A 24,689-nucleotide genomic window follows, 5' to 3' on the forward strand; every position below is an offset into this window, starting at 1 on the left:
GCGGCGCGTCGCCGACCCGACACCGTTTACCCGTTCTACACCCACGACACGCCCATGGAAGTCGCGCTCGTCACCGTCGGCGACGAACTGCTCGCTGGGGACACCGAGAACACGAACGCGACGTGGCTTGCGCGCCAGCTCGCCGAGCGTGGCGCCACGGTCCCCCGCATGCTCACGATCCCCGACGACCGCGCCCTGATCGCCCGCTGGGTCGGCGACTTCGCCGACCAGTTCGACGCGGTGATCGTCACCGGCGGCCTCGGCGACACGCCCGACGACGTGACCGTCGAGGCCGTCGCGGACGCCTTCGACCGCGACCTGGAAGTCGACCCCGAAGTCCGCGAGCGCATCGCCGAGAAGGCCCGACAGTTCCGCGAGGCGGACCCAGAGTACTACGAGCAGCACGACTTCGACCTCGATCTAGACGAGACGGCCGCGCTCCCCGCAGGCGCACGCCCCATTCAGACGGAGGAGAGCTTCAACCCCGGCTGCGTCGTCGAGAACGTCTACGTCTTCCCCGGGTTCCCGAAGGAGCTGAAGGTGATGTTCGACTCGGTCGCCGACGAGTTCGGCGGCGACGTGGTGTCGGAATCGGTCGAAACGTCCACGCCCGAGGGCGCGCTGCGGCACGTCCTCGACGGCGTCCGCGACCGCTTCGACGTCGCCGTCGGCAGTTACCCCGCCGAGCGCGGCGAGGCCGGCAGGGTGAAGGTGACCGGCACCGACCCCGAGGAGGTCGAACGAGCCATCGAGTGGGTCGACGAACAGGTCGCCGACCCCGAGTGAACGAGCGAGACCGGGAGACGGCGGCCGGATCGGTCGATCGAGCGCTGGCTGCCGGAGAAAGCTTATCACTGTCCGACAGTTTCGAGATCACGTGGAGTCAGACGACGGGGGCGGCGAGGGCGGCCAGGAGGGGTTCATAGGGTCGGGTATGGCGAAGACGTCCGACTCGACGGAGGCGAACCTCGATTCGCTCGGCTACGCCGTCGCGGACACCACCGAACCGGACGGCGGCGCCGGAAGTCCCACACACATCGCGATCAAAGTCTTCGTCTTCGTCGGCCTCGCCTTGCTCCTGACCCTGTTCCTGCTGGGGAGCGGGCTGTTCTGACGGCCGCGAACGACCGGCGATCACTCGCGGGAGACCGAAGGAGAAAAGCGGTTAGCCGTCGTCCCACTCGCTCGTGAGCAGGCCGTACTCGACGCGGTCGACGAACTCGCCGCCGACGAAGTAGTACTCGCGCCGCCGTCCTTCCTCGGTGAACCCGAGCCGTTCGAGCAGCGCGGTCGACCGGTCGTTGGTCGCCAGTCGACCGGCGTTCAGCCGGTGGAGCCGCCGCTCGTTGAACGCATAGTCGACCAGCAGCGAGAGCGCCTCGGTGGCGTACCCCTGCCCCTCCGCGGCGGGGTCGAGCCACACACCGACTTCCGCGCGGCCGGAGTCGGTGCTGACGTCGAAGAGTGCGCAGAAGCCGAGTCGCTCGGCGTCCGGGTCGTCGCCGTCGCAGATGAGCAACCCGACCGTTCCCTCGGACCCCTCGACGTACTCCTCGCGGGTCGCATCGCGGTTCTGTGGGTGGACGCGCGGCATCGACTGACGGACGGCGGGGTCGTTGTGCGTCCGCTGGAGGAAGTTCAGGTCCTCCTCCTCGGGCGGTCTGAGCGTCACGCGCTCGCCCCGCAAGAAGACTGGTCCGGGCATCAGTCGCCTCGCTCGACGAGGGACTCGGGCCGCTCCCACTCGTCCTCGACGACGCCGTAGAGGTCGGCGTCGACGTACTCGCCGTCGACGAAGAAGTCGTCCCGTCGGCAGCCTTCCGGCTCGAAACCGACGTGTTCGAGCACCGCCCGAGACGCGTCGTTGAACGCCAGGACGCGGGCGTTGACCTTGTGGAGCCGCCGCTCGGTGAAACAGTAGTCGACGACCAGTTCGGCGGCGGCGGTCGCGTAGCCGTCGCCCTGGTGCTCGGGCGCGATCCAGTAGCCGACCTCGACGGTACCGCGTCCCTCGTGGAGGTCGAACAGGAACACCTCGCCGACGCGCTCGCCGTCGGCACGGACGAGAAGTATCTCCGAATCGTCTCCGCCGGCGAGCCCCTCAACGTACTCCCCCACGCCGTTCTCGTCGAGCAGAATCGCTGCGCCGAACCCGACGCGGACCTCGGGACGGTTCAGGTGGTCCCGGAGGAAGTCGTAGTCGCTCTCCTCGACCGGGTGAAGCGAGACGTCGTCGCCGCGGAGGAACACGGGGGCTGACATATCCGACGACTCTCGACGGGTCAGCGAAAACGTTGCGGTGCCTCGTCAATCAGTGACAGGAGTGTTCAGAAGAAGTTCAGCAGGCCCAGCGAGACGGCGTAGTGCCAGAAGAGCGCGAGCCACGTCTCGAAGATGATCGTCCCGACCGCCGAGAGCGCGGCGAACTCCCGGACGTCCATCTCGGCGACGCCGGCCGGGACGGTGAGCATGCCGCGCGTGAGGATGAGCGCGTTGCTGACGAGCACCGCCCACTTGCCCCAGCGGTCGAACCAGCCGTCGAAGCGGTCGAGTTTCGACTCCTCGATGCGGAACCACGGCTTCCGGAGCAGCCACTCGCGGCCGCCCCGCTTGGCGAGGAGGAACAGCGCGACCTGTCCCAGCGTCGCGCCGACCGTCGCGACGACGAAGATGAGCGCGATCGTCGGCCACTCGTAGCCCGAGGGCTCGGTGGCGAGGAACTCGATGGCGCCGGGCACCAGCGCCTCGCTGGGGGCGAAATACAGCAACATTGCCCCTTCGAGGACGAAGATGGGGAACAGCGCAGGCAGCCCGTACGTGTCGATGACCTGCTTGGCGAACTCCTCGTCGCCCAAGACGAAGAGGACGACGCCCGCGACCGCCAGCAGGAAGAAGAAGCCGGCGACGGCGATCAGTCCGTAGTCCTCGGCGAACCCGCGCAGTCGGGACCGATCGCCCGATTCCAGCGATGCCATTCGATCGACCGGTCGGAGCGTGTGGGCCAAATGTCTTCCGCTATCGTACGTCAACCGCGGGAATGACGGGCGCGTGTGCGGCGACGGCGGATTACTTCGGCGGGAGTTTCGCTTCCCGGAGCCAGAACCGCTCGATCGCTTCGGCGAGGTTCGCGAACCCGTCGGCCGTCGCGGGCTTCTCGACGAAGGCGTTCGCGTTGCGGTCGTAGGTGTCGAAGACCTCTTCGGGGGCGTCCGACGCCTTCACCGCGACGACGGGGACAGGGGCCAGTTCGTCGTGGCCGGCCAACTCGTCGAGGATCACGGCCCCGTCGGGCTCGGAGACGTGCAGATCGAGGAGGATGAGGTCCGGACGGGGCGCGTCTTCGTAGTCGCCCCGGTCGTGGAGAAAGTCGAGGGCGGTGCCTCCGTCGGTCACGACGTGGACGCTCTCGGTGTACTCCGTGGTCTCGAACGCCTCGATGAACGCCTCGGCGTCGTCCGGTGCCGACTCGACGAGCAGGATATCGAAGGTCGGAGTCCGTCCGCGGGTGAAGGGGTTACTCACGGGGACGTAGTTCCTACTACTGGATTGGTCCACCTCGGGTTAGTCCACACCCCTAAATGGATTGGCCGTGCGGAGGCGTCGCTCTGGCACGTACGCCCCGATCGAGAGCCCAGTTCGGATCTAACCGCAAGACCGCAGTCGGGCGCGAGCGGCGTGGATCCCGGGGAACGGTCGGTCGCCGGACGGATGGCAGGGCTGAAGGCGGTGAGGCGCCCAGAAGCGGTATGGACCTGACACGCCGCCCCCGTCGACTCCGGAGCGACGGCGTCCGACCGCTAGTTCGGGAGACCGACCTGTCGGCGTCGGACCTCGTCGCACCCGTGTTCGTCGACGCGACGACCGACGAGCGCGTCCCGATCGGATCGATGCCCGGCCACGAGCGGGTGCCCGTCGACCAGGCCGTCGAGCGCGTCCGCGAGGTCCGCGAGACCGGCGTCGAGGCCGTCATCCTGTTCGGTATCCCCGAGTCGAAAGACGCCGAGGGCTCGCGCGCGTGGGCAGACGACGGCGTCGTCCAGCGGGCCGTCCGGGCGATCACCGACGAGACCGACGCCTACGTCATCACCGACGTCTGCCTCTGCGAGTACACCGAGCACGGCCACTGCGGTATCATCGAGGACGGCGCCCGCGAAGACCCGCACATGACCGTCGACAACGACCGGACGCTGGAGTTGCTGGCGAAGACCGCCGTCTCCCACGCCGAGGCGGGCGCGGACATGATCGCGCCGTCCAGCATGACCGACGGGATGATCGGGGCCATCCGCGGAGCGCTGGACGAGCGCGGCTTCGAGTCGACGCCGATCATGAGCTACGCCGCAAAGTACGAGTCGGCGTTCTACGGGCCGTTTCGCGACGCCGCGGACGGTGCGCCGGCGTTCGGCGACCGCCGTCACTACCAGATGGACCCCGCCAACGGCCGCGAAGCGATGCGCGAGGTCGCCCTCGACGTCGAGGAGGGCGCCGACGTGCTGATGGTCAAGCCCGCGCTGCCGTACCTCGACGTGGTCGCGGAGGTGCGCGAGAACTTCGACCACCCCGTCGCCGCCTACAACGTCTCCGGCGAGTACGCGATGCTTCACGCCGCCGCCGAGAAGGGCTGGCTTGACCTGGAGGCCGTCGCCCACGAGTCGCTGCTGTCGATCAAACGCGCCGGCGCGGACATCATCGTCACCTACTTCGCCGAGGACGTGGCCCAGCGACTGTAGCGGACGCGGCGTCCTCGGCTCCCGTTCTTCGGGACAGTGTTCGGCGATTCATCGGTAGGTTCGCGGCTCGACGACCACGCTCGCCCACGAGTTGAGCCACTAGCCGCCACCGGGCGGTCACCTCGAACCGGGTCGACGCGTGTCAAATTCGACCCGAACGAATGCCCGCTATTCTGGACGACCGACAACCTATTATCCATAATACTATTGGATAGTTTTGACGTCTGTCTCATTCTTCGCCCCAATTTCACAAAATATCAAGTATAGCGTTATGTGAGAGGGGTTCGTGAACTCTAATCGAGATGGCGACCACGAACGTTTCGATATTTGATAGGAGTGTAGACGATCGTCAAGATATCGCCGTCGCCGACGGCCCGTCGGATCGCCGCGCGGACGGCGGTCTACAGGGAGGTATCGCCGATGCCTGACGGCGACATCGAGATGGTCCTCGCTGTCGTCCGCCCGGACAAGCTGGGTGACGTCAAGCAAGCGCTCGCCGAGGTCGGCGCGCCGTCGCTGACGGTGACGAACGTCTCCGGCCGCGGCTCACAGCCCGCGAAGACGGGCCAGTGGCGCGGCGAGGAGTACGCCATCGACCTGCACCAGAAGGTCAAAATCGAGTGCGTGGTCGCCGACATCCCCGCACAGGACGTCGTCGACGCCATCGCGGACGCCGCCCAGACGGGCGAGCCCGGCGACGGCAAGGTCTTCGTCATGCCGGTGGGCGAAGCGGTACAGGTCCGGACAGGCGAGTCGGGTCCGGAGGCGGTCTGACGTTGGATGTCCGCGGATATCGACGACACTGACAGACGGATCCTCGACGCACTACTGGACAACGGCCGAGCCAGCGCGAGCGAGCTCGCCGAGGCCGCCGGGGTCGCGACGGCGACCGCGACCAAGCGACTCCAGCGACTGGAGGAGTCGGAGGTCATCGACGGCTACCGGCCCGAGATCGACTACGAAGCCTTCGGCTACGAGGTGACCGCCGTCTTTCGGCTCGACGTGGAGGGATCGGGGCTCACGGAGGTCGTCGAGGATCTGCGCGAGACCGGCCACATGATCGGCGTCTACGAGGTCACCGGTAGCGACGACGTGGTCGCAATCGGCAAGTTCGAGACCACCGAGGCGATGAACGCCCAGATCAAGGACCTGCTCACCCACTCCGAAGTGCACGCCGCGCGGACGAGCATCGCGCTCGACACCGTCTGTGAGTACGCCCCGGTCCCGGCCGCCCCGGCCGACGCCGAGTAGCCAGTCACCGACCGCGACCGGTCAACACGGACCACGACCGAGCGGCAGCATCTGATCACTTTTTCGCCCGTCTTCGATCGGAACGTCACGACGACCGCGCGAGCGGCCGATACCCCCGTTTTCGCGCTTTTTGCCTGATCCGATGGTTGACGACCGTCCAGAATTCGTCCGCGTCAGCGGCTGCTTTCTGGACGGAATACAACCTTAAACACGTAATACTCTACTGCAATTTTGACGTTTATCTACCTAACACCCTGAAATATATGCAATCGTAAAGCTAACCCTTATGGTGTACCATTCCGCACAGTTCTCCCGTGCTCTCCGAAACGTTCGGAGTGTAATTCCGCGATCGTCTGAACGATTCGGAACAAATCGAAACGAATTCGACACACCCCCAAGACACGACCCATGTTCGACCCAACTGCGCTACAGACCGACACGCAAACGCTGATCGACGCGATAAACAACACGTGGATACTGGTCGTCACGTTCCTGATCTTCTTCATGCACGCCGGCTTCGCCATGCTGGAGGCGGGGCAGGTGCGCTCGAAGAACGTCTCGAACCAGCTGACGAAGAACCTGCTCACCTGGAGCGTCGGCGTGACGGTGTTTTTCCTGATAGGCGCCGGCGTCGACAGTCTCGTCGGGACGGGGAGTTTCTCGCCCGCGTTCGCCGCTGAGACCGCCGCCGACTGGATCGGCTGGCTCTACGGCGCCGTCTTCGCGATGACGGCGGCGACCATCGTCTCCGGGGCCGTCGCCGGTCGCGCGAAGCTCCGCGCGTACGTCACCTACACGCTCCTGCTCGCTGCGGTCATCTACCCCGTCGTCTCCGGGATGGCCTGGTACGTGACCGGCCTGCTCGGCGCTGACGGCGCCGTCGGCCAGGCCGTCGGCATGGCCTTCACCGACTTCGCGGGCGGGACGGTCGTCCACGCGATGGGCGGCATCGCCGGCCTCACTGCCGCGTGGGTACTCGGCCCGCGCATCGGCCGGTTCAACGACGACGGATCGGCGAACGTCATCCCCGGGCACTCGATGACCTTCGCCGTGCTCGGCACGCTGATGCTCGCGTTCGGCTGGTACGGCTTCAACGTCGGCACCTCGGCGATCTTCAACACCGAGAACGCCTTCCTGGCCGACCAGCTCGGTCGCGTTGCGATGACCACCACGCTCGCGATGGCCTGCGGCGCGATGGGCGCCGGCCTCGTCGCGTGGGCAAAGACCGGCAAGGTCGACACGCTCTACGTCGCCAACGGGCTGCTCGCCGGGCTCGTCGGGATCACCGCGATCCCTCACACGACGACCTGGTGGGGTGCGTTCCTCGTCGGCGGCGTCGCCGGCGCACAGCTGCCCATCGTCTTCTCGATCGTCGAGAAGCGCCTCAACATCGACGACGTCTGTGCGGTCTTCCCCGTCCACGGGAGCGCGGGCGTCATCGGGACGCTCATGTACTCGTTCGTCGCCGTCGAGGCCTGGAGCGGCGGGCCCGACGTCGGCTTCATGATCGAGGGCTTCATCGCCCAAGTCGCCGGCGTCGCGGTCATCACCGTCTGGACGGTGCTGACGACCGGCGCCATCTGGGGCGCCTTCAAGGCCGCCGGTCAGGCCCGCGTCAGCCGCGAACACGAGCAGGACGGCCTCGACACCAGCGAGCACGGCGTCGAGACCTACCCCGAGTTCGGCGACGAGGGCGCAGCGGTCGCGGACGGCGGTGTCGTGAGCGAACCGAACGAGACCTCGTCAGAGCTCCGCTCTGACGGCGGCGAGATCCGCACCGACGGCGGGCTCCTCGAGGAGGACTTCGTCCCGGCCGAACGCGACGCGAACGAACGGAGTGACTGACTCGTGAGCAACGGCGCACACGCCGACGATATCGAGACGGACGACCGCGCAAATGTCGCGGCGAACACCACCGACAACCGGATCCGAACTGACGGAGGAGACGACATGAACGACACCCAACACGAACCCACGGACGACACCGAACAGGAGATTCGAACCGACGGAGGAGAAGCGAACGACGGCGAGATCAAGATGGTCGTCGCGATGGTCCGCCCGGACAAGCTTGGCGACGTGAAACAGGCGCTCGCTGAGATCGGCGCGCCGTCGCTGACGGTGACGAACGTCTCCGGCCGCGGCTCACAGCCCGCGAAGAAGGGCCAGTGGCGCGGCGAGGAGTACGTCGTCGACCTGCACCAGAAGGTCAAAATCGAGTGCGTCGTCGCCGACATCCCGGCACAGGACGTCGTCGACGCCATCGTCGAGGGGGCCAACACCGGCGAGAAGGGCGACGGCAAGGTGTTCGTCCTGCCGGTCGAGAGCGCGACCCAGATCCGCACGGGCAAGACCGGCCGCGACGCGGTCTGATGCCTCCGTGGTCCCCGCTCACTCACGACACACGCGACCAATGACCGATATCGACGACATCGACAGGCAGCTAGTCAACGGGCTCCTGGACGACGGCCGCGCGAGCGCGAACGAACTGGCCGACGCGGTCGGCATCGCGACCGCCACCGCGACCAAGCGGATCCGGACGCTCGAGGACGAAGACGTCATCGAGGGTTACCGCGCCGAGGTCGACTACGCCGGCTTCGGCTACGAGGTGACCGCCGTCTTCCGGCTCGACGTGACCGGCGACGGCCTCCCCGGGGTGGTCAGCGACCTACGCGAGACCGGCCACATGATCGGCGTCTACGAGGTCACCGGCAGCGACGACGTGGTCGCCATCGGCAAGTTCGAGGACACGGAAGCGCTGAACGCCCAGATCAAGGCGCTGCTCACCAACGCCCGGATCGAGGCCGTCTCGACGGACGTCGTGCTGGAGACCGTCTGCGAGAACGACCCGGTCGCGCTCCCGGTCGAGGAGTGAGGCTTCCGGCGAGCGGGGAGGAGTGAAAGCGCCCCGACGAACGGGGAAGGACGTTTTTCGGCGATCGAGGAATCTGAACGGCTCCCCGGCGCGGGGGGAAGTGTAAGGTCTTAGTATTTGGGGCTGGGAGTACGCTGTACTATGAACGTCGCAGACGTAATGACGCCCCGCGAGGACCTCGTCACGGTCGAGCTACCCGGCACCCGGGACGACGTCCTCGAGTACCTCCAAGAGCGGGCTTTCTCCTCGGTCCCCGTCGTCACCGACGGCGACGAGGGCGAGGAGTTCCGCGGGCTCGTCTCCCGCGACGCGCTCATCGACGAGCCCGACGAGGACCAGCTCGCCATGCTCGTCGAGGAGGTTCCCACCACCAGCGCCGATTCGACGCTGGAGGAACTGGCGGGGCTGATGCTCGAAGAATACGCCCGCCGCATCCCCGTCGTGGACGGCCGACTCGAAGGTATCGTCACCATCACCGACGTCGTCCGCGCCATCGCGACCGGCGACGTCGACGGCGAGGTCACCGTCGACGGGCTCGCCCGCCGGGACGTCAACTGCGTCTACGAGGGGACGCCGCTCCCGGTCGCCGAGCGCGAACTCTCCCACGCCGACGTCCCCTACGGCGTCGCGCTCGACGAGGTCGGCGAGACCAGCGGGATGATCACCGAGGTCGACATCATCGACGTCGCCCGCGTCGTCGAGGGCGAGGAGGAGACCGGCGACAGCCTCGCCGCCGACGACGACGACTGGAAGTGGGAGAGCGTCAAGGCCGTCGGCAGCCGCTACATGCCCACCCGGAACGTCGAGCTCCCGGCCGGCCCCGTCTCGGAGTTCATGACCAGCGATCTGGTCACCATCAGCGGCCGCCGCTCCGCCCAGGACGCCGCGCAGCTGATGATCGAACACGACATCGAGCAGATCCCGCTGGTCGGGGGCGACGAGCTGGAGGGCATCGTCCGCGACATGGATCTGCTGGAGGCGCTTCGATGAGCGAGGAGGGCGACTACGATCTGACCGAGCTGGCCAAGCGCCGCGGCTTCTTCCTGCAGAGCGCGGGCGCCTACGGCGGCGTCTCCGGTTTTTATACGTTCGGTCCGCAGGGGGCCAGCCTCAAGGACAACGTCGAGAACGCCTGGCGCGACCGGTTCACCGTCCGCGAAGGCAACATGGAGATCGACGCGCCCACCGTGATGCCCGAGGCGGTCTTCGAGGCCTCGGGCCACCTCGACGGCTTCGACGACATGCTCGTCGAGTGCCCCGAGTGCGGCGAGTCCCACCGCGCCGACCACGTCGTCGAGGACAACACCGACTACGAGGAAGCGGAGGGCCTCGGTCCCGAGCGCGTCGGCGAGATCATCGCCGAGTACGAACTCGTCTGCCCGACCTGCGGCACCGGTCTCGCCGGGCAGGCCATCGAGGACTTCAACCTCATGTTCGAGACGAACATCGGCCCCGGTTCCTCGTCGCCGGGCTACCTGCGCCCGGAGACCGCACAGGGCATCTTCGTCGAGTTCCCGCAACTCAAGGAGTACGCCCGCAACCAGCTGCCCTTCGGCGTCACGCAGATCGGCCGCGCCTACCGCAACGAGATCAGCCCGCGGAAGTCGCTGCTTCGCGTGCGCGAGTTCACGCAGGCCGAGCTCGAACTGTTCATCGATCCCGAGAGCGACGAGGGGCCGGACCTCGACGCCGTCGCGGACGTGGTCGCGCCCTTCTACGGCGTCGACCAGCAGGAGGCCGAGGACGGCGAACCCCTGGAAATCACCGTCGGCGAGGCCCACGAGCGCGGCCTCGTCGCGGACCCGTGGATCGCCTACTACCTCGGCGTGGCTGCCGAGTGGTACGCGTCCATCGGCGTCGACATGGACCGGTTCCGCTTCCGCCAGCACCTCTCCGGCGAGCGCGCCCACTACGCCGCGGACTGCTGGGACGCCGAGGCCGAGGTCGACGGCGACTGGATCGAACTCGCCGGCTTCGCCTACCGCTCTGACTACGACCTCTCGAAACACGACGAGTACTCCGACGAGGACTACACCGTCTTCCGCCAGTACGACGAGCCGGTCACCGTCGAGCGGCCCACCGTCGACCCCGACATGAGCGCCCTCGGGCCTGAGTTCGGCGGCGCCGCCGGCGACGTGGCCGACGCGCTGGAGGAACTCGCCGAGTCCGACCCAGACGCCTTCCGCGACGCCGGCGAGGACGGCGCAGTCACCGTCGACGTCGACGGCGAGAGCTACGAAGTCCCCGTCGAGCAGACCGGCTTCGCCGTCGAGGAAGTCACCGAGTCCGGCGAGCACGTCCTGCCCCACGTCGTCGAGCCGTCGCTGGGGATCGACCGCGCACTGTACACCGTCCTCGACCACTCCTACCGCGAGGACGAGGTCGACGGCGAACAGCGGACGTACCTCGAACTCCCCGCGGAAGTGGCGCCGACGACCGTCGGCGTCTTCCCGCTGATGGACCGCGACGGCCTCGGCGAGCAGGCCCGCGAGGTCGCGGCCGACCTGCGCGAGCGCGGCCTCTCGGTCGCCTACGACGACTCGGGCGCCATCGGCCGTCGCTACCGCCGGCAGGACGAGGTCGGGACGCCGTTCTGCGTCACCGTCGACTACGCGACCATCGGCGAGGCCCGCGAGGATGACGAAGGCGAGCCGGGGACGGTCACCGTCCGCAAGCGCGACACGACCGCCCAGCGCCGGCTGCCGATCGAGGAGCTGCCCGAGACGCTCGAAGCCCTGCAGGACGGCGAGCTGGCGTTCGACGAGCTGTAGGCCTCGCGACGGAGCCACTCCAATGCGCGACGAAATCGCCCGGCGGCTGGTGCACGCGAGCGGGACAGCGGTGCCGCTGGCGTTCCTCCTGATCGACGAGATCACGTGGCGACACGTCCAGCTGTTGCTGGTCGGCGGGCTCGTCGTCGCGTTCGCCCTCGAAGTCGTCCGGCTGATCGTCGGCCTCGATTGGCAGATCTACGAGAAGCTCACCCGCGAGTACGAGCAGGACAACCTCGCCGGCTACTTCCTCGCCGTCTTCGGGATGACCGTCGTCGCGCTCGCCTTCGAGTGGCAGATCGCGGTCCCCGCGCTCCTCATGTTGACCATCGCCGACCCCGTCTCGGGGCTCCTCGGGTCCGGCGAACTCCGGACCGCCAAGGACGTCTCCGTGTTGCTGGTGACCTTCGCCGTCGCGACGCTGCTCGCGGTCCCCTTCGTCCCGCCGATCGCCGCTATTCTCGGCGGCGCCGCCGCCACCGTCGCCGACGGGATCAAGCCCGTCATCCGCGGCTACGTCATCGACGACAACCTCACTATTCCCCTCGCCGGCGCCGTCGCGATGTACCTCGCCATCCAGTATCTGCCCGCAAGCCCGGTCTGAGCACCGGACAGGCGTCGGGCGAGGCCCGCGGCTCCGCCGCTTGCCACGGCAGGCCAGAGGTTCATGGCCCGGACGGGACTAGCGCCGCCATGCTCGAAGCGCCCGACTGGGACCGGTACATCGGCGAGCGCGTTCGCGACCGCGGCAAGCCCATCGGTACGGTCGTCGACTACGACGACGAGCGGGGGAAACTGCTCATCGAACCGTCGGCCGAAATCGACGAGAACACCTGGGACGGGCTGGGCTGGGGCGACCGTGCAGCGTACGATGTGAACTGGGAAGACGTGGACTACGACCGGTGGCAAGCCGGGGAGAGCGACCTCCCCGTCGACTACGACGAGTGGCCGTGCACGCTGCCGAACGCCCGCCTGGAAGACGCCGAGGACGGGCTGCAACTCGTCCACCTTCCCTGAGGAGTCCCCGCGGTTTCGGCAGCGAGGACGGCCTGTCGACGACCCGATTTCACTTCCACCGCGCTACCTGAAGCCTTATCCACCGGCGCGGCTAACTCACCCGTAATGGCGACGACCGACGAGGGGGAGGGCGTGACGGGGGCGCTGCTGGTCGACGGCTTCCTCGAGGACCGGAGCTACCAGCGCCAGCTGGCCGACGCCGCCCTCGAGACGCACACGCTCGTCTGTCTCCCGACCGGCCTCGGGAAGACGACGGTGAGCCTGCTGGTTACCGCCGGGCGACTGGCCGGCGACGTGGTCAACAAGTCCCTGCTGCTCGCCCCGACGAAACCCCTCGTCCAGCAACACGCCGACTTCTACCGCGAGGCCTTGGAGGTCCACGACGACGAGATCGTCGTCTACACCGGCGATACCCGCCCCGACGACCGCGCGGACCTGTGGTCGGGCGCACGGGTCGTCGTCGCGACGCCCGAGGTCGTCGAGAACGACCTCGTCGGCTCGCGGATCGACCTGACCGACGTGGTTCACTGCACCTTCGACGAGTGCCACCGCGCGACCGGCGACTACGCGTACAACTACATCGCCGAGCGCTACCACGAACAGGCCCGCGACCCGCTCGCGACGGGGATGAGCGCCTCGCCCGGCGACGACGAGGAAGCCATCCTCGAAGTCTGCCACAACCTCGGCCTCCGGCAGGTCGAGGTGATGACCGAGGAGGACGCCGACGTGTCCGCCTACACTCACGAGACCTCCGTCGACTGGGAACGCATCGAACTCCCCGAGACGGTCGTCGAGATCCGCGACGCGATAAACGAGGTCATCGAGGACCGACTCTCGAAGCTCCGGGAACTGGGTGTGACCAACACGAGCAAGGCCGACGTCTCCGAGCGGGAGATCCAGAAGATACAGGGCAAGCTCCGGGAGCTGATGAACAACGACCAGTCGGAGGGCTACGAGGGGATGAGCCTGCTCGCCGAAGTCCGGAAGCTCCGGACCGCGGTCACCTACGCCGAGACCCAGAGCGTCGAGAGCCTCCGGCGGTACTTCGAGCGCCAGAAGCAGGCCGCTCGCTCCTCGGGGGCGTCGAAGGCCGACCAGCGGATGATCTCCGAGCCCAAAGTCCGCGAGGCGATCCGTCGCGCCGAGGACTACGACGACCTCCACCCGAAGTTCCGCCGGACGCGGATGCTCATCGCCCAGACGCTGGGCATCGAGAACGGCGAGCGCGTCATCGTCTTCACCGAGTCCCGCGACACCGCCGAGACGCTGACGGACTTCCTGAACGAGCACTTCACCGCCCGGAAGTTCGTCGGCCAGTCCGACACCGAGGGGAGCGACGGGATGACCCAGAACGAGCAGCAGGAGGCCCTCGACGAGTTCCGCGCCGGCGAGTTCGAGGTGCTCGTGTCGACGTCCGTGGCCGAAGAGGGGCTCGACGTGCCCGAGGTCGACCTCGTGCTGTTCTACGAGCCCGTTCCGACCGCTATCCGTGCCATCCAGCGCAAGGGCCGGACCGGCCGCCAGACCGAGGGCGCCGTGTCGGTCCTGCTCGCCGAGGACACCCGCGACGAGGCGTACTTCTGGAAGGCCCGCAACGACCAGAAGCGGATGAAAGAGGAGTTGCGCTCGCTCAAAGCGATCACCGGCGAGATCGAGAGCGAACTCAGCCAGACCGGGATGGACGAATTCGAGGAGGCGGGCAGCGCCGCGGAGAGCGCTCCGTCGTCCGGCGACGGCGCAGTTCCACACGAAACGGGGGGCGAAGCAGCAACCGAAGACGAGGAGTCCTCGCCGTCCGCTAGCGGTTCCGCAACCAAAGATGACGAGTCTGCACGCGATGGAGGCGTGGCCGAAACTTCCGCGCAATCGGCCGACGGCGACGGGCAGGCCGGTCTCGACGCGTTCGCAGGCGACGAGGAACGTAGAACTGAGGACGGCGAAGGCGGCGACTCCGCTTCCGACGAGGGCGTGACCCGCGACGACCCCGACGGGGAGATCGCGACCGCGAGCGCGGACGACGAGGAGTCGGTCGAAGTCGTCGTCGACCAGCGGGAGCTCGACGCCTCGATCGCGAAGGACCTCTCGCGGGAGGACACGATCGAGACGCGCCTGGAGACGCTCGCCGTCGGCGACTACGTCCTCTCGGACCGTGTGGTCGTCGAGCGCAAGACCGTCGCGGACTTCCTCGACACGCTGACCGGCGGTGACGAGCGCTCGATGTTCGAGCAGGTGAAAGACGCGACTCGCTACTACGCCCGCCCGGTGGTGATCATCGAGGGCGATGACCTCTACGGGGAGCGCAACGTCCACCCGAACGCCATCAACGGAGCGCTGGCCTCGCTCGCGGTCGACTTCGGCGCGAGCGTCCTCCGGACGGCCGACGAGGACGAGACCACTGACTTGCTGGAGACCATCGCCACCCGGGAACAGGAACAGGAGGATCGGACGGTCAGCGTCCACGGCGAGAAGAGTTCGAAGACGCTGGCCGAGCAACAGGAGTACGTCGTCGCCAGCGTCGCGGAGGTCGGACCGGTCACCGCCGAGTCGCTACTCGCCGAGTTCGGCAGCGTCGAGGCGGTGATGACGGCCGATGCGGAGGAACTCCAGACGGCCGAGGGCGTCGGCGAGGTGACCGCCGAACGATTCCGCGAAGTCGTCGGCAGCGACTACGACGGATGAGCGGCCGAAAACACCGGTATCGAGAGCGCTGGGTACCGTCGCGCACCTGCCGTTTCCCCGGTTCGTTCGGCAGGCCTCGCACTTCGATTCGCGAACCCCTTCGTTTCGAGTGGAGGATCTGACCGATCGCAACAACGAATACCCCCCGGTTCGTTGAGGGGGACGACAGGGGGTCACAGATGAGCGACGGCATGCACTGGATCGTCAGGTTCGAGTTGCCGAACGGGGGACCGGGACCGGACACGGTGACGAGCGAGGATCTCGCCGCCGAGTTCGACGCCGTGGTCGTACTCCTGTTGCGCGACCACTACTGCCAGGTATCCCGCGAACGGGCGACGGCCTACAGCGACGCGTTCGACTCGTTCGCCGCCGAGGACGTGGCCGTCATCGGCGCGCTCCCCGACACGGCCGAGCGCGCCGAGTACTGGCGGCGCCGCTACGACCTGACCTATCCCGTACTCGCCGACTCCGCCGAGATGAACGCGGCCGCGGACGCCGGCGCCGGCGCGACGCCCGCGATGACCGACGGGATGCCGCGGTTCGACGCCTTCGCCGACGTCGAACTGGGCGCCGAGACGCTACCGGGCATCGGCGTCCTCGACACGCGCTCGGAGTACCCCCGCCTCGTCTACACCGAGGGCGGCGAGACCCTACAGGAGTGTCCGAGCCCCGAGGAGGCGCTCGACGCCGCTCTCGACGTCCTCGATCGATAGGACCGCAGAAGAGATGTCGGAAGCCGCGGACTGAGATTTTCCGCGTCAGTACGAACCGGACAGCGCCGATAGCGCTTCGGCCGCCTCGCGCGCCGCGGCGAGGTGGTCGCGAGCGCGCCGCGGATCCTCAGAGTTCTCCGCGCGCTCGGCGTGCGTCCTGAGCGTCCGGACCAGCGACGCGCGGGCCGCCCCGAAATCCCCGCTCGCGTCGTTCGGATCGGTCGTAGAACCCGTTTCAGCCGGCTGTCGGGGCTGAGTCGATTGTTGGGGCTGAACCGGCTGTGAGCGGGTGGACTCGGACGACTGCGATCCAGCGGGATCGGCCGACGGGACCGGTCGCGACGCGCCGTCTTCGCTAGCGGCGTCCACTTGCGCTTCGGTCGTGTCTGTTGGGGTCGCGTCCGCCTGGTTCGTGTCAGTCTGCGCTCCGGTCGACGCGCCGGCTTTGGGTCCGGAGGCGTTCGGCGCGGTCTCGTCGGTCTGGTCACCACCGGTCTGGACCGCGGGGCCGTCGGGCTGTTTGATCTCGATGTGGTCGGGCGTGTCGCCGTTCGCCGCCTCCTCGCCGGTCTCTTCGAGACCGCCCGCGTCCGCAGTGGGTGCAGCTTCGTCCTGCTGGTCGTCCGCCGCGGCGTCTTCGGCGGCCTCGTCGTTGGTCACGACCTGCTGGCAGGTGGGGCAGAACTCGTCGCCGTCGTAGCGGAAGATCGGATCGCCGCAGTTCCCGCAGTGGGAGTTGGTCATCGTCGCCCCCTTCAGCAGGAGGTCGCTCATCCGCTCGCTGGCCTCCCGCTTTTGCTGGTCGCGCTCGTATTTCTCGCGGAGCCGCTCGCGCTCGGCTTCCTTGTCGAAGTCGCTCATACCCGAAGGATACCAGCGACCGCCAAAAAGACCGTCGCCACGTCGACTCGGTCGACCAGCCGGTATTATCGTCATCTGTCGAACAGAGAATGGACGACTGACGGGTCGAAACGCCGGGTTCCGATAGATTTACCCACCGAACGCGGCAACGATTACGTGGTATGACGAAAGTTAGCATCGTCGGTGCCGCTGGCACCGTCGGGGCAGCAGCGGGGTACAATCTGGCGCTTCGCGACATCGTCGACGATCTGGTCTTCGTCGACATCCCGGATCAGGAGGACGTCACGATCGGTCAGGCCGCGGACGCCAACCACGGCGTCGCCTACGACTCGAACACGACCGTCCGGCAGGGCACCTACGAGGACACCGCCGGCTCGGACGTCGTCGTGATCACGGCGGGCATCCCCCGCCAGCCCGGCCAGACCCGCATCGACCTCGCGGGCGACAACGCGCCGATCATGGACGACATCGGCTCGTCGATCGCCGAGCACAACGACGACTACGTGACCGTGACGACCTCGAACCCGGTCGACCTGCTCAACCGCCACCTCTACGAGACGGGCGACCGCGACCGCCACACGGTCGTCGGCTTCGGCGGCCGACTCGACTCCGCGCGGTTCCGCTACGTCCTCTCCGAGCGCTTCGACACGCAGGTCGGCAACGTCGAAGCGACGATCCTCGGCGAGCACGGCGACGCGCAGGTCCCCGTCTTCTCGAAGGTCCGCGTCGACGGCCGCGACCCCGAGTTCTCCGCCGACGAGCGCGAGGAGATCCTCGAAGACCTCCAGGAGTCCGCGATGAACGTCATCGAACGCAAGGGCGCCACCGAATGGGGCCCCGCGACGGGCGTCGCCCACATGGTCGAAGCCATCCTCCGCGACACCGGCGAGGTGCTGCCGGGATCGGTCGTCCTCGACGGCGAGTTCGGCTACGAGGACACCGCGTTCGGCGTCCCCGTCAAGCTCGGCTCGAACGGCGTCGAGGAAGTCGTCGAGTGGGAACTGTCGGACTACGAGCGCGAACTCATGGACGAGGCCGCCGAGAAGCTCTCCGACCAGTACGAGCAAATGACCAGCGAGGACTGAGCGGCCGAGCGGACGAAGCGGCCTACCGAGGCTGAGTCTCTAGTCTCATCGTATCGAGACGGCGAACAGCGGGCACCGCTTCGGGTCGAACACGGGCCGAGTCCGGTCACGGTGCGGTTTCGACTCCGAGGAAGTTCGGCTCGAAGCGGCTCAGCTCCCGCGCCGCTCCGACCGGTCCGCGGAACCGTCCCCTCGCGCGGCCTCGTCGAGGGCGTCGTCCGACACGCGCTCGCCGAGCAACGACGCCCACTCTTCGAGGTGTGATCGCTGTCTGTGCACTGGAAACCCTCCGTTAAGACGAGTATCGACAGCCGAGAGTATAATGATTGTGCCTGCACCGAAAACCAGGTCAACGCGGACTCATGCGGTGGAATGGTGGCACGAATGCCGCGGTCTGGCCGAATACCGCCCCGATTTCTGCTGGACCGGTTTCTGACTGGCGTTTGTCTACGTGACTAGCTGACGATTCCGGCTTGCGACTGGCGAGTCGCGGACGCAGTACCGATCGGGACGAAACAATCGTGGCGTCGGTCGAGAGGAAACAGTCGTGGCGTCGGCTGGGGCGGAAGGGCCCCGCCGTGAGCAGGCAGCAACCGAGAGAACGCGGCGCTGTAACGCAGGAGGTCAGGCGTCGGCCTGGCGCCAGGTTTCGGGCACCTGGATACTGTAGCGACCGTCTTCCTGGAGCGCGATGATGTACTCCTCGCGGTCGTAGAGCTCCATCAGATTGAGTTCGTACTGACCGGGTTCGACGACGCGGATGCTCTCGAACTGGTCGTTGAGTTCCTCGCGGAGTTCCGCCAGATCCGGCCGGTCCGCGCGCTCGGCGTCTGGTTCGTCGGCCACCGTCCGGTCGGTCGCGTCATCCTCCGGGGAGGCCTCGGGAGACTGCGACGGTTCGGCCTCGTTGCCATCGACGTCTTCGGTTTCGGCGGTCGTCGAGGGATCGGAGTCGTCTTCGGCTGGATCGAAGCTCTCGGAGTCCGGGAGTTCTTCGGGATCGGCGACAGCGCTCCGGGCGTCGGCCTGTGCCGTGTCCTCGCCCGCGACGGGTTTCGACTCCGCGATGATGATGTCGTCGTCGAACGACGAGTCCGAGGGGTCCGGCGACTCAGTGTCGGATTCCGAGGCGGACTTGGTCCGCGTCGTGGACGTGGACTTGGACGTCGTCTGGGACTTGGACGCCGTCGCCGGTTCGGACGGCGACTCGTCCGTCGGCGGAGTGGCGCTCGTCGCGTCCTTCCCGGCGGACCCGCTGACCAGGTCCCGAACCGTCGCGGCGGCGTTGCCGACAGTCCGCGTCATCGCATCCCCGGGACGGTCGGTCGGTTCCGGTGGCGTCTCGGCGGTCGAAGCCGAGGCCGAACCCGTGTCAGCGGCGGCGCTGTCGCCGGCGTCGGATCCGCCGTCGAATCCGTTCGGCCGGAACTGGAACTTCGTGCCGCCACAGTCCGGACACCCCGACAGCATCTCCTTGGAGCCGTCGGCGAACGTCCGGTCGCAGTTCGTGCACTGATGGGGCATACCTGGGCTATTTCCGCGAGACGAGCGCGCTGATCAGGGTTTCGTCCTTGTGGAGCGTCTCGATCTGGTTGGCCGGGCCGATCACGGTGAGTTTCTTCGTCTCCTCTTTGCCCATGAGCCGACCGAGGAGGCTCGAATCGTTGGCCTGGGACTTCGGGTAGGTCTCGATCTCGATGCCGTTGAACTCGTCGGGGCTGATCTCGGTCATCGTGACCTCGATGAGCCGCGACTCCTCGTCGGGCGTCAGGCCGGCCTCGAGGACGACGATGTTGTTGTCCCGGACGCCGTCTAAGATCATCCGGATCTTCTCCATCGTCGTCTTGCCGTCCATTCGCTCGGCGCTGATCAGGTCGATCTGCACTCCGTCTTCGTCTTCGGGGTGTTTGGCTTCGGCCATTGTATCACCCGAAGTACTCCGCGATCTGGTCGTACACTTCGTCCATGTTGTCACCTTCGAGGGCCGACAGCTCCGTGGTCTCGTGCTGAGGGAACGCGTTGCGGATCCGCTGGACGCTCGACTCTTCGAGGTCGATCTTGTTCGCGAGGATCAACACCGGCAGGTCCTGGCTCTCGATGATCCCGATGAGCATCGTGTTGACCTGCGTGAACGGGTCCTCCGTCGAGTCCAGCACGTAGATGACGCCGTCGACGTCCTCGCGGAGCCAGTGCATCGCTTCGGCGACCCCCTCGGTGGCCTCGCGAGAGCGACGCACGGCGTCGTCTTTCTCCATGTCGTGTTCGAGAAACTCGGTGTAGTCGACCTTCGTCGTCACGCCGGGCGTGTCGACGATGTCGATGTTGACCGTCTTCCCGTCGCGCTCGATCTCGACGTCTTCTTTCCTGCGCGCCCGACGCGTCTCGTGGGGAACGTGGCTCTCCGGACCGACCGCGTCCCCGGTCCAGTCGCGGGCGATGCGGTTGGCGAGCGTCGTCTTCCCGGCGTTCGGCGGGCCGTAGATGCCGATACGTTTCGGATCCTCTTCCGAGAACAGCGTCGACGCCGCCCTCGAAATGCTATCTTTGAGTTCTGTGAACAGTCCCATCCTATCCTCCTGCGCCACAGGGACGCATCTGACGGAATAAGCCGCGCCGACTTACTTAAGCCTACGTCAGACAAATTTAAATTATACGACGTAAGTTGTCGAATTCAGCCGCTGTGGCCCTCGATTCGCCGCCTCGTGGAAACCGTGACGGAAAATATCAGTTTGAGTACCTAGATATGGACGTGGAGTAGACGGATGTCCCACCGAGTAATCTCTCGGAGACTTCCGTCGTTTCACGAGCATCGACTGGGACACCAGGACAGTCGTCGGTACTACGGGTGGAGAACAGTTGCAGCGTCTCCGGTCCCGTCTGATATGTCGGCTGAGGCTCACCCTCTTCTTTCGATACGACGGACACGAAACGGTGGAGGTCACGATTGAACTGGACCACGGCTTCGAGTCGAATGGAGTCGACCGAGTGAAACGGGCTACACCCCCACCCCTTCGTTTCAGGTGGAACCCCGGATGACCGTGGGGTGCGGCTGCCGTTCACGGGAGGTGGTGTTCGACTGGAGCGGACAAAGAGATTACTGGAGCGTATCCAAATCTCGAATACGATTTTTCCTAGACATCTCCGAATAACTTGGACGCATTATCACCCTAGTTCTAGAAACGTAACCCGATGAAAATTTGTTTTCTCACTAGTGCGGATTTGGTTTTAGGGGTAAGGTAGTAAATCTTTCTCCTACTAGCTGTCGACGTAACTTCCGCTCACACCCCACCCGCCTCTTGTGCGTTCCACCCGAAACGAAGGGGTGGGGGCGTTCCCCCTAGAATATCGCGACAGATGACAGGAACGATTCACATGACCCATTCGAGAGAGTTTGATTACCCGATCGAGCGGTGAATCGAGTCCGTTCGAGACACTGATTTCTCTGGTTCACCCGTCTCAGGGCTCCTGAGCACTGAATTATTTCGTCACACTCCGTCGATTTGCATCCGTCACCGAAATATTTAATATCGTATCAACCACGGGTTCTTGTGGTTCAACTGGACACGCCGTCGTCACCGAAATCGGCGAACGGTGGTGTCTCACTCGGTTTGAGTGTAGTTTCGAGGGCGCGTGACCGCATTTCCAGACGAAATAGAGGGGTTCGGTATCGCGACTATCACAGAATAATGGACGGGGACGAAAGCGATCAGGACATGACGCTCGATTCGTCGGAGTACGTGGACGGATCGGGCGACGAGGAGGAACCAGTCCCGGCGCCGTCGGACGCGGCGGCGTCGCGAACAGACGCGGACGACGCTTCGGGGGAGACGGCCGATGACGAGCTGGACGATCCCGAGACGGACGGAGCCGACACCTCCGAGGACTCCGATTCAGCCGAGACCGACGGTGAAGCGGGCGAAGGCCGGGCAGCCAACGGTCAACCCGAAGTCACCGCCGATCACGATGGCGATAGCGGATCGGGTGCCGACGATGGACCCGAAACGGACGGGTCCACGGCGGTTCGGGGTTCGGTGTCGTCCTCGTCAGGCGTGGATCTGGACGGCGATACGGACGGCGAGGATATGGAGGACGATCCGTCCGTCCTCGACGAGGTCGTTCTCGACGACGTCGCTTCCGAGGACGCCGAGGAGGCCTCACAGGGGCTGTTCGACGACCTACTCGCCGGCGACCCGATCTTCGAGAACAAGGAAGTCCTGCGCCCGTCGTACACGCCCCGCAAGCTCCCCCACCGCGAGGAACAGATCAACAACATGGCGACCATCCTCGTGACCGCGCTGCGCGGGGACTCGCCGTCGAACATCCTCATCTACGGGAAGACGGGGACCGGCAAGACCGCCAGTGCGAAGTTCGTCAGCACGGAGCTGGAGTCGACCTCCCAGAAGTACGAGGTCCCCTGCGAGGTCGAGTACATCAACTGCGAGGTGACCGACACCCAGTACCGCGTGCTCGCCCAGCTCGCCAACAAGTTCATCGAGAAGAACGAGGCGGTCATCGACGAGGAACTCGACGACCTCGAATCCCTACGCGAGCGCGCACGCGAAGACAAAACCGCCCTCGTCGAGACGGACTACGACTCGATCGCCGCGGTCGAAGACCGGATCGACAGTCTCCGGGAGGACCGCGAGTCGTTCGAGCACGTCCCGATGACGGGGTGGCCGACCGACCGCGTGTACAGCACGTTCTTCGACGCCGTCGACTACCACGAGCGGGTCGTCGTCATCATGCTCGACGAGATCGACAAGCTCGTCGAGAAGAGCGGCGACGACACCCTCTACAACCTCTCCCGGATGAACTCTGAACTCGAACGCTCCCGCGTGTCGATCATGGGCATCTCCAACGACCTGAAGTTCACCGACTTCCTAGACCCGCGGGTCAAGTCGAGCCTCGGCGAAGAGGAGATCGTCTTCCCGCCGTACGACGCTAACCAGCTGCGGGACATCCTCGAACACCGCGCGGAGGTCGCCTTCGAGGGCGATGCGCTCACCGACGACGTGATCCCCCTGTGTGCGGCCTTCGCCGCGCAGGAACACGGCGACGCCCGCCGCGCGCTCGACCTGCTCCGGACGGCCGGCGAACTCGCCGAGCGCGACCAGACCGACAACGTCAACGAGGACCACGTCCGGAAGGCTCAGGAGAAGATCGAACTCGACCGGGTCGTCGAGGTCGTCCGTACGCTGCCGACCCAGTCGAAGCTCGTCCTCTTCTCGATCATCATGCTCGAGAAAAACGGCGTCCACAACATCAACACCGGCGAGGTGTACAACGTCTATCAACGGCTCTGCGAGGAGATCGACGTCGACACGCTCACTCAGCGCCGGGTCACCGACCTGATCTCCGAACTCGACATGCTCGGGATCGTCAACGCCGTCGTGGTGAGCAAGGGCCGCTACGGCCGCACGAAGGAGATCTCCCTGTCGGTCCCCATCGACGAGACCGAAGCCGTCCTCCTCTCGGACTCGCGGCTCTCCGACATCGAGGACACGCAGCCGTTCGTCCAGACCCGCTTCGACAACGAGTAATCCCTTCTTCCGGCTCGACTGTTACACTCGGCGTATTCCGAGTTCGAGAACCCACACGCCCAGCCGTCAGGCGCCGTCTATCCCGCCGTCTGGTTACAGAGACACGACTGTTCGAAGGGGGTCGCGCTGGCGTCCGGGACGGCGAACCCGAGGGCGCCGTTCATACAGCCCTCCGAGCGCAGGCGGATGCAGCCGAGTTTCGGGATCCGGACCTCGGCCGTACCGACGACCCACGCGGGCTTGACGGGGCCGCTCAGCGGTTGTACCTGGTCGTAGAGGCCGTTGGCGTCGCCTTTTGTCACGAACCCGGCGTGGGGGGCCGGACAGTTCGGCATCGCCTCGTCGGGCGTCTCGCCGCACTCGCTGTATCGACCGACCGACTGCCGATCTGCCTCGTCGTACCAGTTCTCGCTCTCGTTGACCCAGAACATCGCCCGGTGGATGATCGGGGTAGCGGTCTCGCTGCCGTCCGGTTTGTATATTATCACGTCGCCGTTTTTCGCGAACTTCCGGTAGTCCGTCTGTTCCCCGGTGTCAGCCGTGACGACGCCGGTCCCCGCGACGGCGCCGTCGCCGGGGAACCGGTGCTCTTCCATGACGAAGACCAGGTCGCCGGTCTTCATGTGGGGCGTCATGCTCGGGCTCTCGACGGCGACCATCGGCGGCCAGACGCCGCTGACCGCGAAGAGCAACACGCCCACGAGCAACACCGCGATCGCGCTGCTCAGGACGTCCACGACGAACGTCCGCAGGGCGCCGTCGTCCTCGTGGTCCTGTTCTTCGCGGGCACCCGGTGGATCGATGGTTTCGGCGCCGCCGTTCGGGGCGGCGCTGTCACGGGATCCGAACTCGTCCGAGCGGCGCGTATCGCCGTCGGGACCCGCCGAATCGTCGGGACCGAGTGGGCCGTCGGCCGATCCGGAGTCGGTCGATGTGGGATCGCCACCGGAGAAATTGTTGGGGGAAGCGCCGTCGCCGTCGTCATCGTCGGGAGGACCCTCGCCGTCGCGGGGCGGACTCATTGACAGTCCGTTGGTGCAGTGTCCGTTTGAATGTTCTGACCGGACGCGCCGGTGGACGCCGACGTGTCGGCGCTCGGGGCGGCCCGTCCGCCGCCGAGACTGGCGGACTGCGGACCACTCGCTTGCCGGTTCGCTACGCTTTTGCGGACCG

General features: G+C 66.4%; 24 protein-coding genes and 1 pseudogene. 15 read left to right on the forward strand and 10 right to left on the reverse strand.

Translation table 11 applies throughout. The features are described from left to right. Positions 1 to 54 precede the first annotated feature (54 nt). Together AB2U09_RS14700 and AB2U09_RS14705 are read left to right on the forward strand one after the other, a co-directional pair. Positions 55 to 786: a competence/damage-inducible protein A gene (locus tag AB2U09_RS14700; RefSeq protein WP_459193479.1), complete on the forward strand. Its 732-nt coding sequence runs from the start codon at positions 55 to 57 to the stop codon at positions 784 to 786. 91 nt (positions 787 to 877) lie between these two features. Then, complete coding sequence (locus tag AB2U09_RS14705) at positions 878 to 1,114, forward strand: hypothetical protein (RefSeq protein WP_459193480.1); 237 nt, start codon at positions 878 to 880, stop codon at positions 1,112 to 1,114. Between the two features lie 51 nt (positions 1,115 to 1,165). Here the strand turns inward: AB2U09_RS14705 and AB2U09_RS14710 are convergent, their stop codons facing one another. From AB2U09_RS14710 to AB2U09_RS14725, 4 genes are all read right to left on the reverse strand, one after another. Then, positions 1,166 to 1,705 carry a GNAT family N-acetyltransferase gene (locus AB2U09_RS14710; RefSeq protein WP_459193481.1) on the reverse strand — a complete coding sequence of 180 codons (540 nt, stop codon included), beginning with the start codon at positions 1,703 to 1,705 and terminating at the stop codon, positions 1,166 to 1,168. Continuing rightward, positions 1,705 to 2,262, reverse strand: coding sequence for a GNAT family N-acetyltransferase (locus AB2U09_RS14715; RefSeq protein ID WP_459193482.1), 558 nt, complete (start codon positions 2,260 to 2,262; stop codon positions 1,705 to 1,707). Before AB2U09_RS14715 ends, AB2U09_RS14710 begins: the two co-directional genes overlap by 1 nt. A 65-nt stretch (positions 2,263 to 2,327) precedes the next feature. Then, on the reverse strand, positions 2,328 to 2,975 hold the full coding sequence (locus tag AB2U09_RS14720; RefSeq protein ID WP_459193483.1) for a DedA family protein: 648 nt from the start codon (positions 2,973 to 2,975) through the stop codon (positions 2,328 to 2,330). A 91-nt stretch (positions 2,976 to 3,066) separates the two neighbouring features. Then, positions 3,067 to 3,522, reverse strand: coding sequence for a response regulator (locus tag AB2U09_RS14725; protein ID WP_459193484.1), 456 nt, complete (start codon positions 3,520 to 3,522; stop codon positions 3,067 to 3,069). A 224-nt stretch (positions 3,523 to 3,746) separates the two neighbouring features. Between AB2U09_RS14725 and hemB the strand changes: the two genes are divergently transcribed. The 11 genes and pseudogenes from hemB to AB2U09_RS14780 all read left to right on the forward strand — a co-directional run bounded on the left by hemB (position 3,747) and on the right by AB2U09_RS14780 (position 16,030). Further along, positions 3,747 to 4,727, forward strand: a complete 981-nt coding sequence (hemB, locus tag AB2U09_RS14730) for a porphobilinogen synthase (RefSeq protein ID WP_459193485.1) — start codon at positions 3,747 to 3,749, stop codon at positions 4,725 to 4,727. 420 nt (positions 4,728 to 5,147) lie between these two features. Further along, positions 5,148 to 5,501, forward strand: a complete 354-nt coding sequence (gene glnK1 / locus AB2U09_RS14735) for a nitrogen regulatory protein GlnK1 (RefSeq protein WP_459193486.1) — start codon at positions 5,148 to 5,150, stop codon at positions 5,499 to 5,501. Between the two features lie 6 nt (positions 5,502 to 5,507). After that, complete coding sequence (locus AB2U09_RS14740; RefSeq protein WP_459193487.1) at positions 5,508 to 5,978, forward strand: winged helix-turn-helix transcriptional regulator; 471 nt, start codon at positions 5,508 to 5,510, stop codon at positions 5,976 to 5,978. 408 nt (positions 5,979 to 6,386) lie between these two features. Continuing rightward, positions 6,387 to 8,348 (forward strand): annotated as a pseudogene (locus AB2U09_RS14745) (ammonium transporter). 40 nt (positions 8,349 to 8,388) lie between these two features. Continuing rightward, complete coding sequence (locus AB2U09_RS14750) at positions 8,389 to 8,850, forward strand: winged helix-turn-helix transcriptional regulator (RefSeq protein WP_459193488.1); 462 nt, start codon at positions 8,389 to 8,391, stop codon at positions 8,848 to 8,850. 141 nt (positions 8,851 to 8,991) lie between these two features. Continuing rightward, on the forward strand, positions 8,992 to 9,840 hold the full coding sequence (locus AB2U09_RS14755; protein ID WP_459193489.1) for a CBS domain-containing protein: 849 nt from the start codon (positions 8,992 to 8,994) through the stop codon (positions 9,838 to 9,840). Beyond that, positions 9,837 to 11,621, forward strand: coding sequence for a glycine--tRNA ligase (glyS, locus tag AB2U09_RS14760; RefSeq protein WP_459193490.1), 1,785 nt, complete (start codon positions 9,837 to 9,839; stop codon positions 11,619 to 11,621). The genes AB2U09_RS14755 and glyS overlap by 4 nt, the downstream gene beginning before the upstream one ends. Positions 11,622 to 11,643: 22 nt before the next feature. After that, the gene (locus AB2U09_RS14765) at positions 11,644 to 12,225 is read left to right on the forward strand and encodes a dolichol kinase (protein WP_459193491.1); all 582 of its coding nucleotides are present in this window, start codon (positions 11,644 to 11,646) and stop codon (positions 12,223 to 12,225) included. A gap of 89 nt (positions 12,226 to 12,314) precedes the next feature. Continuing rightward, positions 12,315 to 12,638, forward strand: coding sequence for a hypothetical protein (locus AB2U09_RS14770; protein WP_459193492.1), 324 nt, complete (start codon positions 12,315 to 12,317; stop codon positions 12,636 to 12,638). 105 nt (positions 12,639 to 12,743) lie between these two features. Beyond that, on the forward strand, positions 12,744 to 15,317 hold the full coding sequence (locus AB2U09_RS14775; protein ID WP_459193493.1) for a DEAD/DEAH box helicase: 2,574 nt from the start codon (positions 12,744 to 12,746) through the stop codon (positions 15,315 to 15,317). Positions 15,318 to 15,496: 179 nt separating this feature from the next. Continuing rightward, a complete protein-coding gene (locus AB2U09_RS14780; protein WP_459193494.1) occupies positions 15,497 to 16,030 on the forward strand; it encodes a redoxin domain-containing protein in 534 nt (177 codons plus the stop codon). Between the two features lie 45 nt (positions 16,031 to 16,075). Here the strand turns inward: AB2U09_RS14780 and AB2U09_RS14785 are convergent, their stop codons facing one another. After that, the gene (locus tag AB2U09_RS14785; protein ID WP_459193495.1) at positions 16,076 to 16,891 is read right to left on the reverse strand and encodes an Sjogren's syndrome/scleroderma autoantigen 1 family protein; all 816 of its coding nucleotides are present in this window, start codon (positions 16,889 to 16,891) and stop codon (positions 16,076 to 16,078) included. A gap of 161 nt (positions 16,892 to 17,052) precedes the next feature. Between AB2U09_RS14785 and mdh the strand changes: the two genes are divergently transcribed. Continuing rightward, complete coding sequence (mdh, locus tag AB2U09_RS14790; protein ID WP_459193496.1) at positions 17,053 to 17,976, forward strand: malate dehydrogenase; 924 nt, start codon at positions 17,053 to 17,055, stop codon at positions 17,974 to 17,976. 150 nt (positions 17,977 to 18,126) lie between these two features. Here the strand turns inward: mdh and AB2U09_RS14795 are convergent, their stop codons facing one another. From AB2U09_RS14795 to dipA, 4 genes are all read right to left on the reverse strand, one after another. After that, positions 18,127 to 18,255 (reverse strand): hypothetical protein, encoded by a 129-nt coding sequence (locus AB2U09_RS14795; RefSeq protein ID WP_459193497.1) that lies wholly within the window; start codon positions 18,253 to 18,255, stop codon positions 18,127 to 18,129. Between the two features lie 345 nt (positions 18,256 to 18,600). Then, a complete protein-coding gene (locus AB2U09_RS14800; protein ID WP_459193498.1) occupies positions 18,601 to 19,500 on the reverse strand; it encodes an OapC/ArvC family zinc-ribbon domain-containing protein in 900 nt (299 codons plus the stop codon). 7 nt (positions 19,501 to 19,507) lie between these two features. After that, on the reverse strand, positions 19,508 to 19,897 hold the full coding sequence (gene dipB / locus AB2U09_RS14805; RefSeq protein WP_459193499.1) for a divisome-positioning protein B: 390 nt from the start codon (positions 19,895 to 19,897) through the stop codon (positions 19,508 to 19,510). A 4-nt stretch (positions 19,898 to 19,901) separates the two neighbouring features. Then, positions 19,902 to 20,543, reverse strand: coding sequence for a divisome-positioning GTPase DipA (gene dipA / locus AB2U09_RS14810; protein ID WP_006882467.1), 642 nt, complete (start codon positions 20,541 to 20,543; stop codon positions 19,902 to 19,904). 1,119 nt (positions 20,544 to 21,662) lie between these two features. On the opposite strand from dipA, the gene AB2U09_RS14815 reads away from it, so the two are divergent. After that, entirely contained in the window at positions 21,663 to 23,516 is a 1,854-nt protein-coding gene (locus AB2U09_RS14815; protein ID WP_459193500.1) for a Cdc6/Cdc18 family protein, read from the forward strand. Positions 23,517 to 23,593: 77 nt separating this feature from the next. Here AB2U09_RS14815 and AB2U09_RS14820 read toward each other — a convergent pair whose 3' ends face one another. Continuing rightward, entirely contained in the window at positions 23,594 to 24,538 is a 945-nt protein-coding gene (locus AB2U09_RS14820) for a S24/S26 family peptidase (protein WP_459193501.1), read from the reverse strand. Between the last annotated feature and the right edge of the window lie 151 nt (positions 24,539 to 24,689).

Source organism: Halosimplex yunnanense (assembly GCF_054504345.1).

Bases quoted from the DNA above. Each gene is read 5' to 3' on its own strand.
- glnK1 (WP_459193486.1), top strand. From the start codon at position 5,148: ATGCCTGACGGCGACATCGAGATGGTCCTCGCTGTCGTCCGCCCGGAC.
- AB2U09_RS14800 (WP_459193498.1), bottom strand. From the start codon at position 19,500: ATGCCCCATCAGTGCACGAACTGCGACCGGACGTTCGCCGACGGCTCC.
- AB2U09_RS14720 (WP_459193483.1), bottom strand. From the start codon at position 2,975: ATGGCATCGCTGGAATCGGGCGATCGGTCCCGACTGCGCGGGTTCGCC.
- AB2U09_RS14820 (WP_459193501.1), bottom strand. From the start codon at position 24,538: ATGAGTCCGCCCCGCGACGGCGAGGGTCCTCCCGACGATGACGACGGC.
- AB2U09_RS14785 (WP_459193495.1), bottom strand. From the start codon at position 16,891: ATGAGCGACTTCGACAAGGAAGCCGAGCGCGAGCGGCTCCGCGAGAAA.
- glyS (WP_459193490.1), top strand. From the start codon at position 9,837: ATGAGCGAGGAGGGCGACTACGATCTGACCGAGCTGGCCAAGCGCCGC.
- AB2U09_RS14755 (WP_459193489.1), top strand. From the start codon at position 8,992: ATGAACGTCGCAGACGTAATGACGCCCCGCGAGGACCTCGTCACGGTC.
- AB2U09_RS14700 (WP_459193479.1), top strand. From the start codon at position 55: ATGGAAGTCGCGCTCGTCACCGTCGGCGACGAACTGCTCGCTGGGGAC.
- dipA (WP_006882467.1), bottom strand. From the start codon at position 20,543: ATGGGACTGTTCACAGAACTCAAAGATAGCATTTCGAGGGCGGCGTCG.
- AB2U09_RS14710 (WP_459193481.1), bottom strand. From the start codon at position 1,705: ATGCCCGGACCAGTCTTCTTGCGGGGCGAGCGCGTGACGCTCAGACCG.
- hemB (WP_459193485.1), top strand. From the start codon at position 3,747: ATGGACCTGACACGCCGCCCCCGTCGACTCCGGAGCGACGGCGTCCGA.
- AB2U09_RS14740 (WP_459193487.1), top strand. From the start codon at position 5,508: ATGTCCGCGGATATCGACGACACTGACAGACGGATCCTCGACGCACTA.
- AB2U09_RS14775 (WP_459193493.1), top strand. From the start codon at position 12,744: ATGGCGACGACCGACGAGGGGGAGGGCGTGACGGGGGCGCTGCTGGTC.
- AB2U09_RS14780 (WP_459193494.1), top strand. From the start codon at position 15,497: ATGAGCGACGGCATGCACTGGATCGTCAGGTTCGAGTTGCCGAACGGG.
- dipB (WP_459193499.1), bottom strand. From the start codon at position 19,897: ATGGCCGAAGCCAAACACCCCGAAGACGAAGACGGAGTGCAGATCGAC.
- AB2U09_RS14715 (WP_459193482.1), bottom strand. From the start codon at position 2,262: ATGTCAGCCCCCGTGTTCCTCCGCGGCGACGACGTCTCGCTTCACCCG.
- AB2U09_RS14815 (WP_459193500.1), top strand. From the start codon at position 21,663: ATGGACGGGGACGAAAGCGATCAGGACATGACGCTCGATTCGTCGGAG.
- mdh (WP_459193496.1), top strand. From the start codon at position 17,053: ATGACGAAAGTTAGCATCGTCGGTGCCGCTGGCACCGTCGGGGCAGCA.
- AB2U09_RS14770 (WP_459193492.1), top strand. From the start codon at position 12,315: ATGCTCGAAGCGCCCGACTGGGACCGGTACATCGGCGAGCGCGTTCGC.
- AB2U09_RS14765 (WP_459193491.1), top strand. From the start codon at position 11,644: ATGCGCGACGAAATCGCCCGGCGGCTGGTGCACGCGAGCGGGACAGCG.
- AB2U09_RS14750 (WP_459193488.1), top strand. From the start codon at position 8,389: ATGACCGATATCGACGACATCGACAGGCAGCTAGTCAACGGGCTCCTG.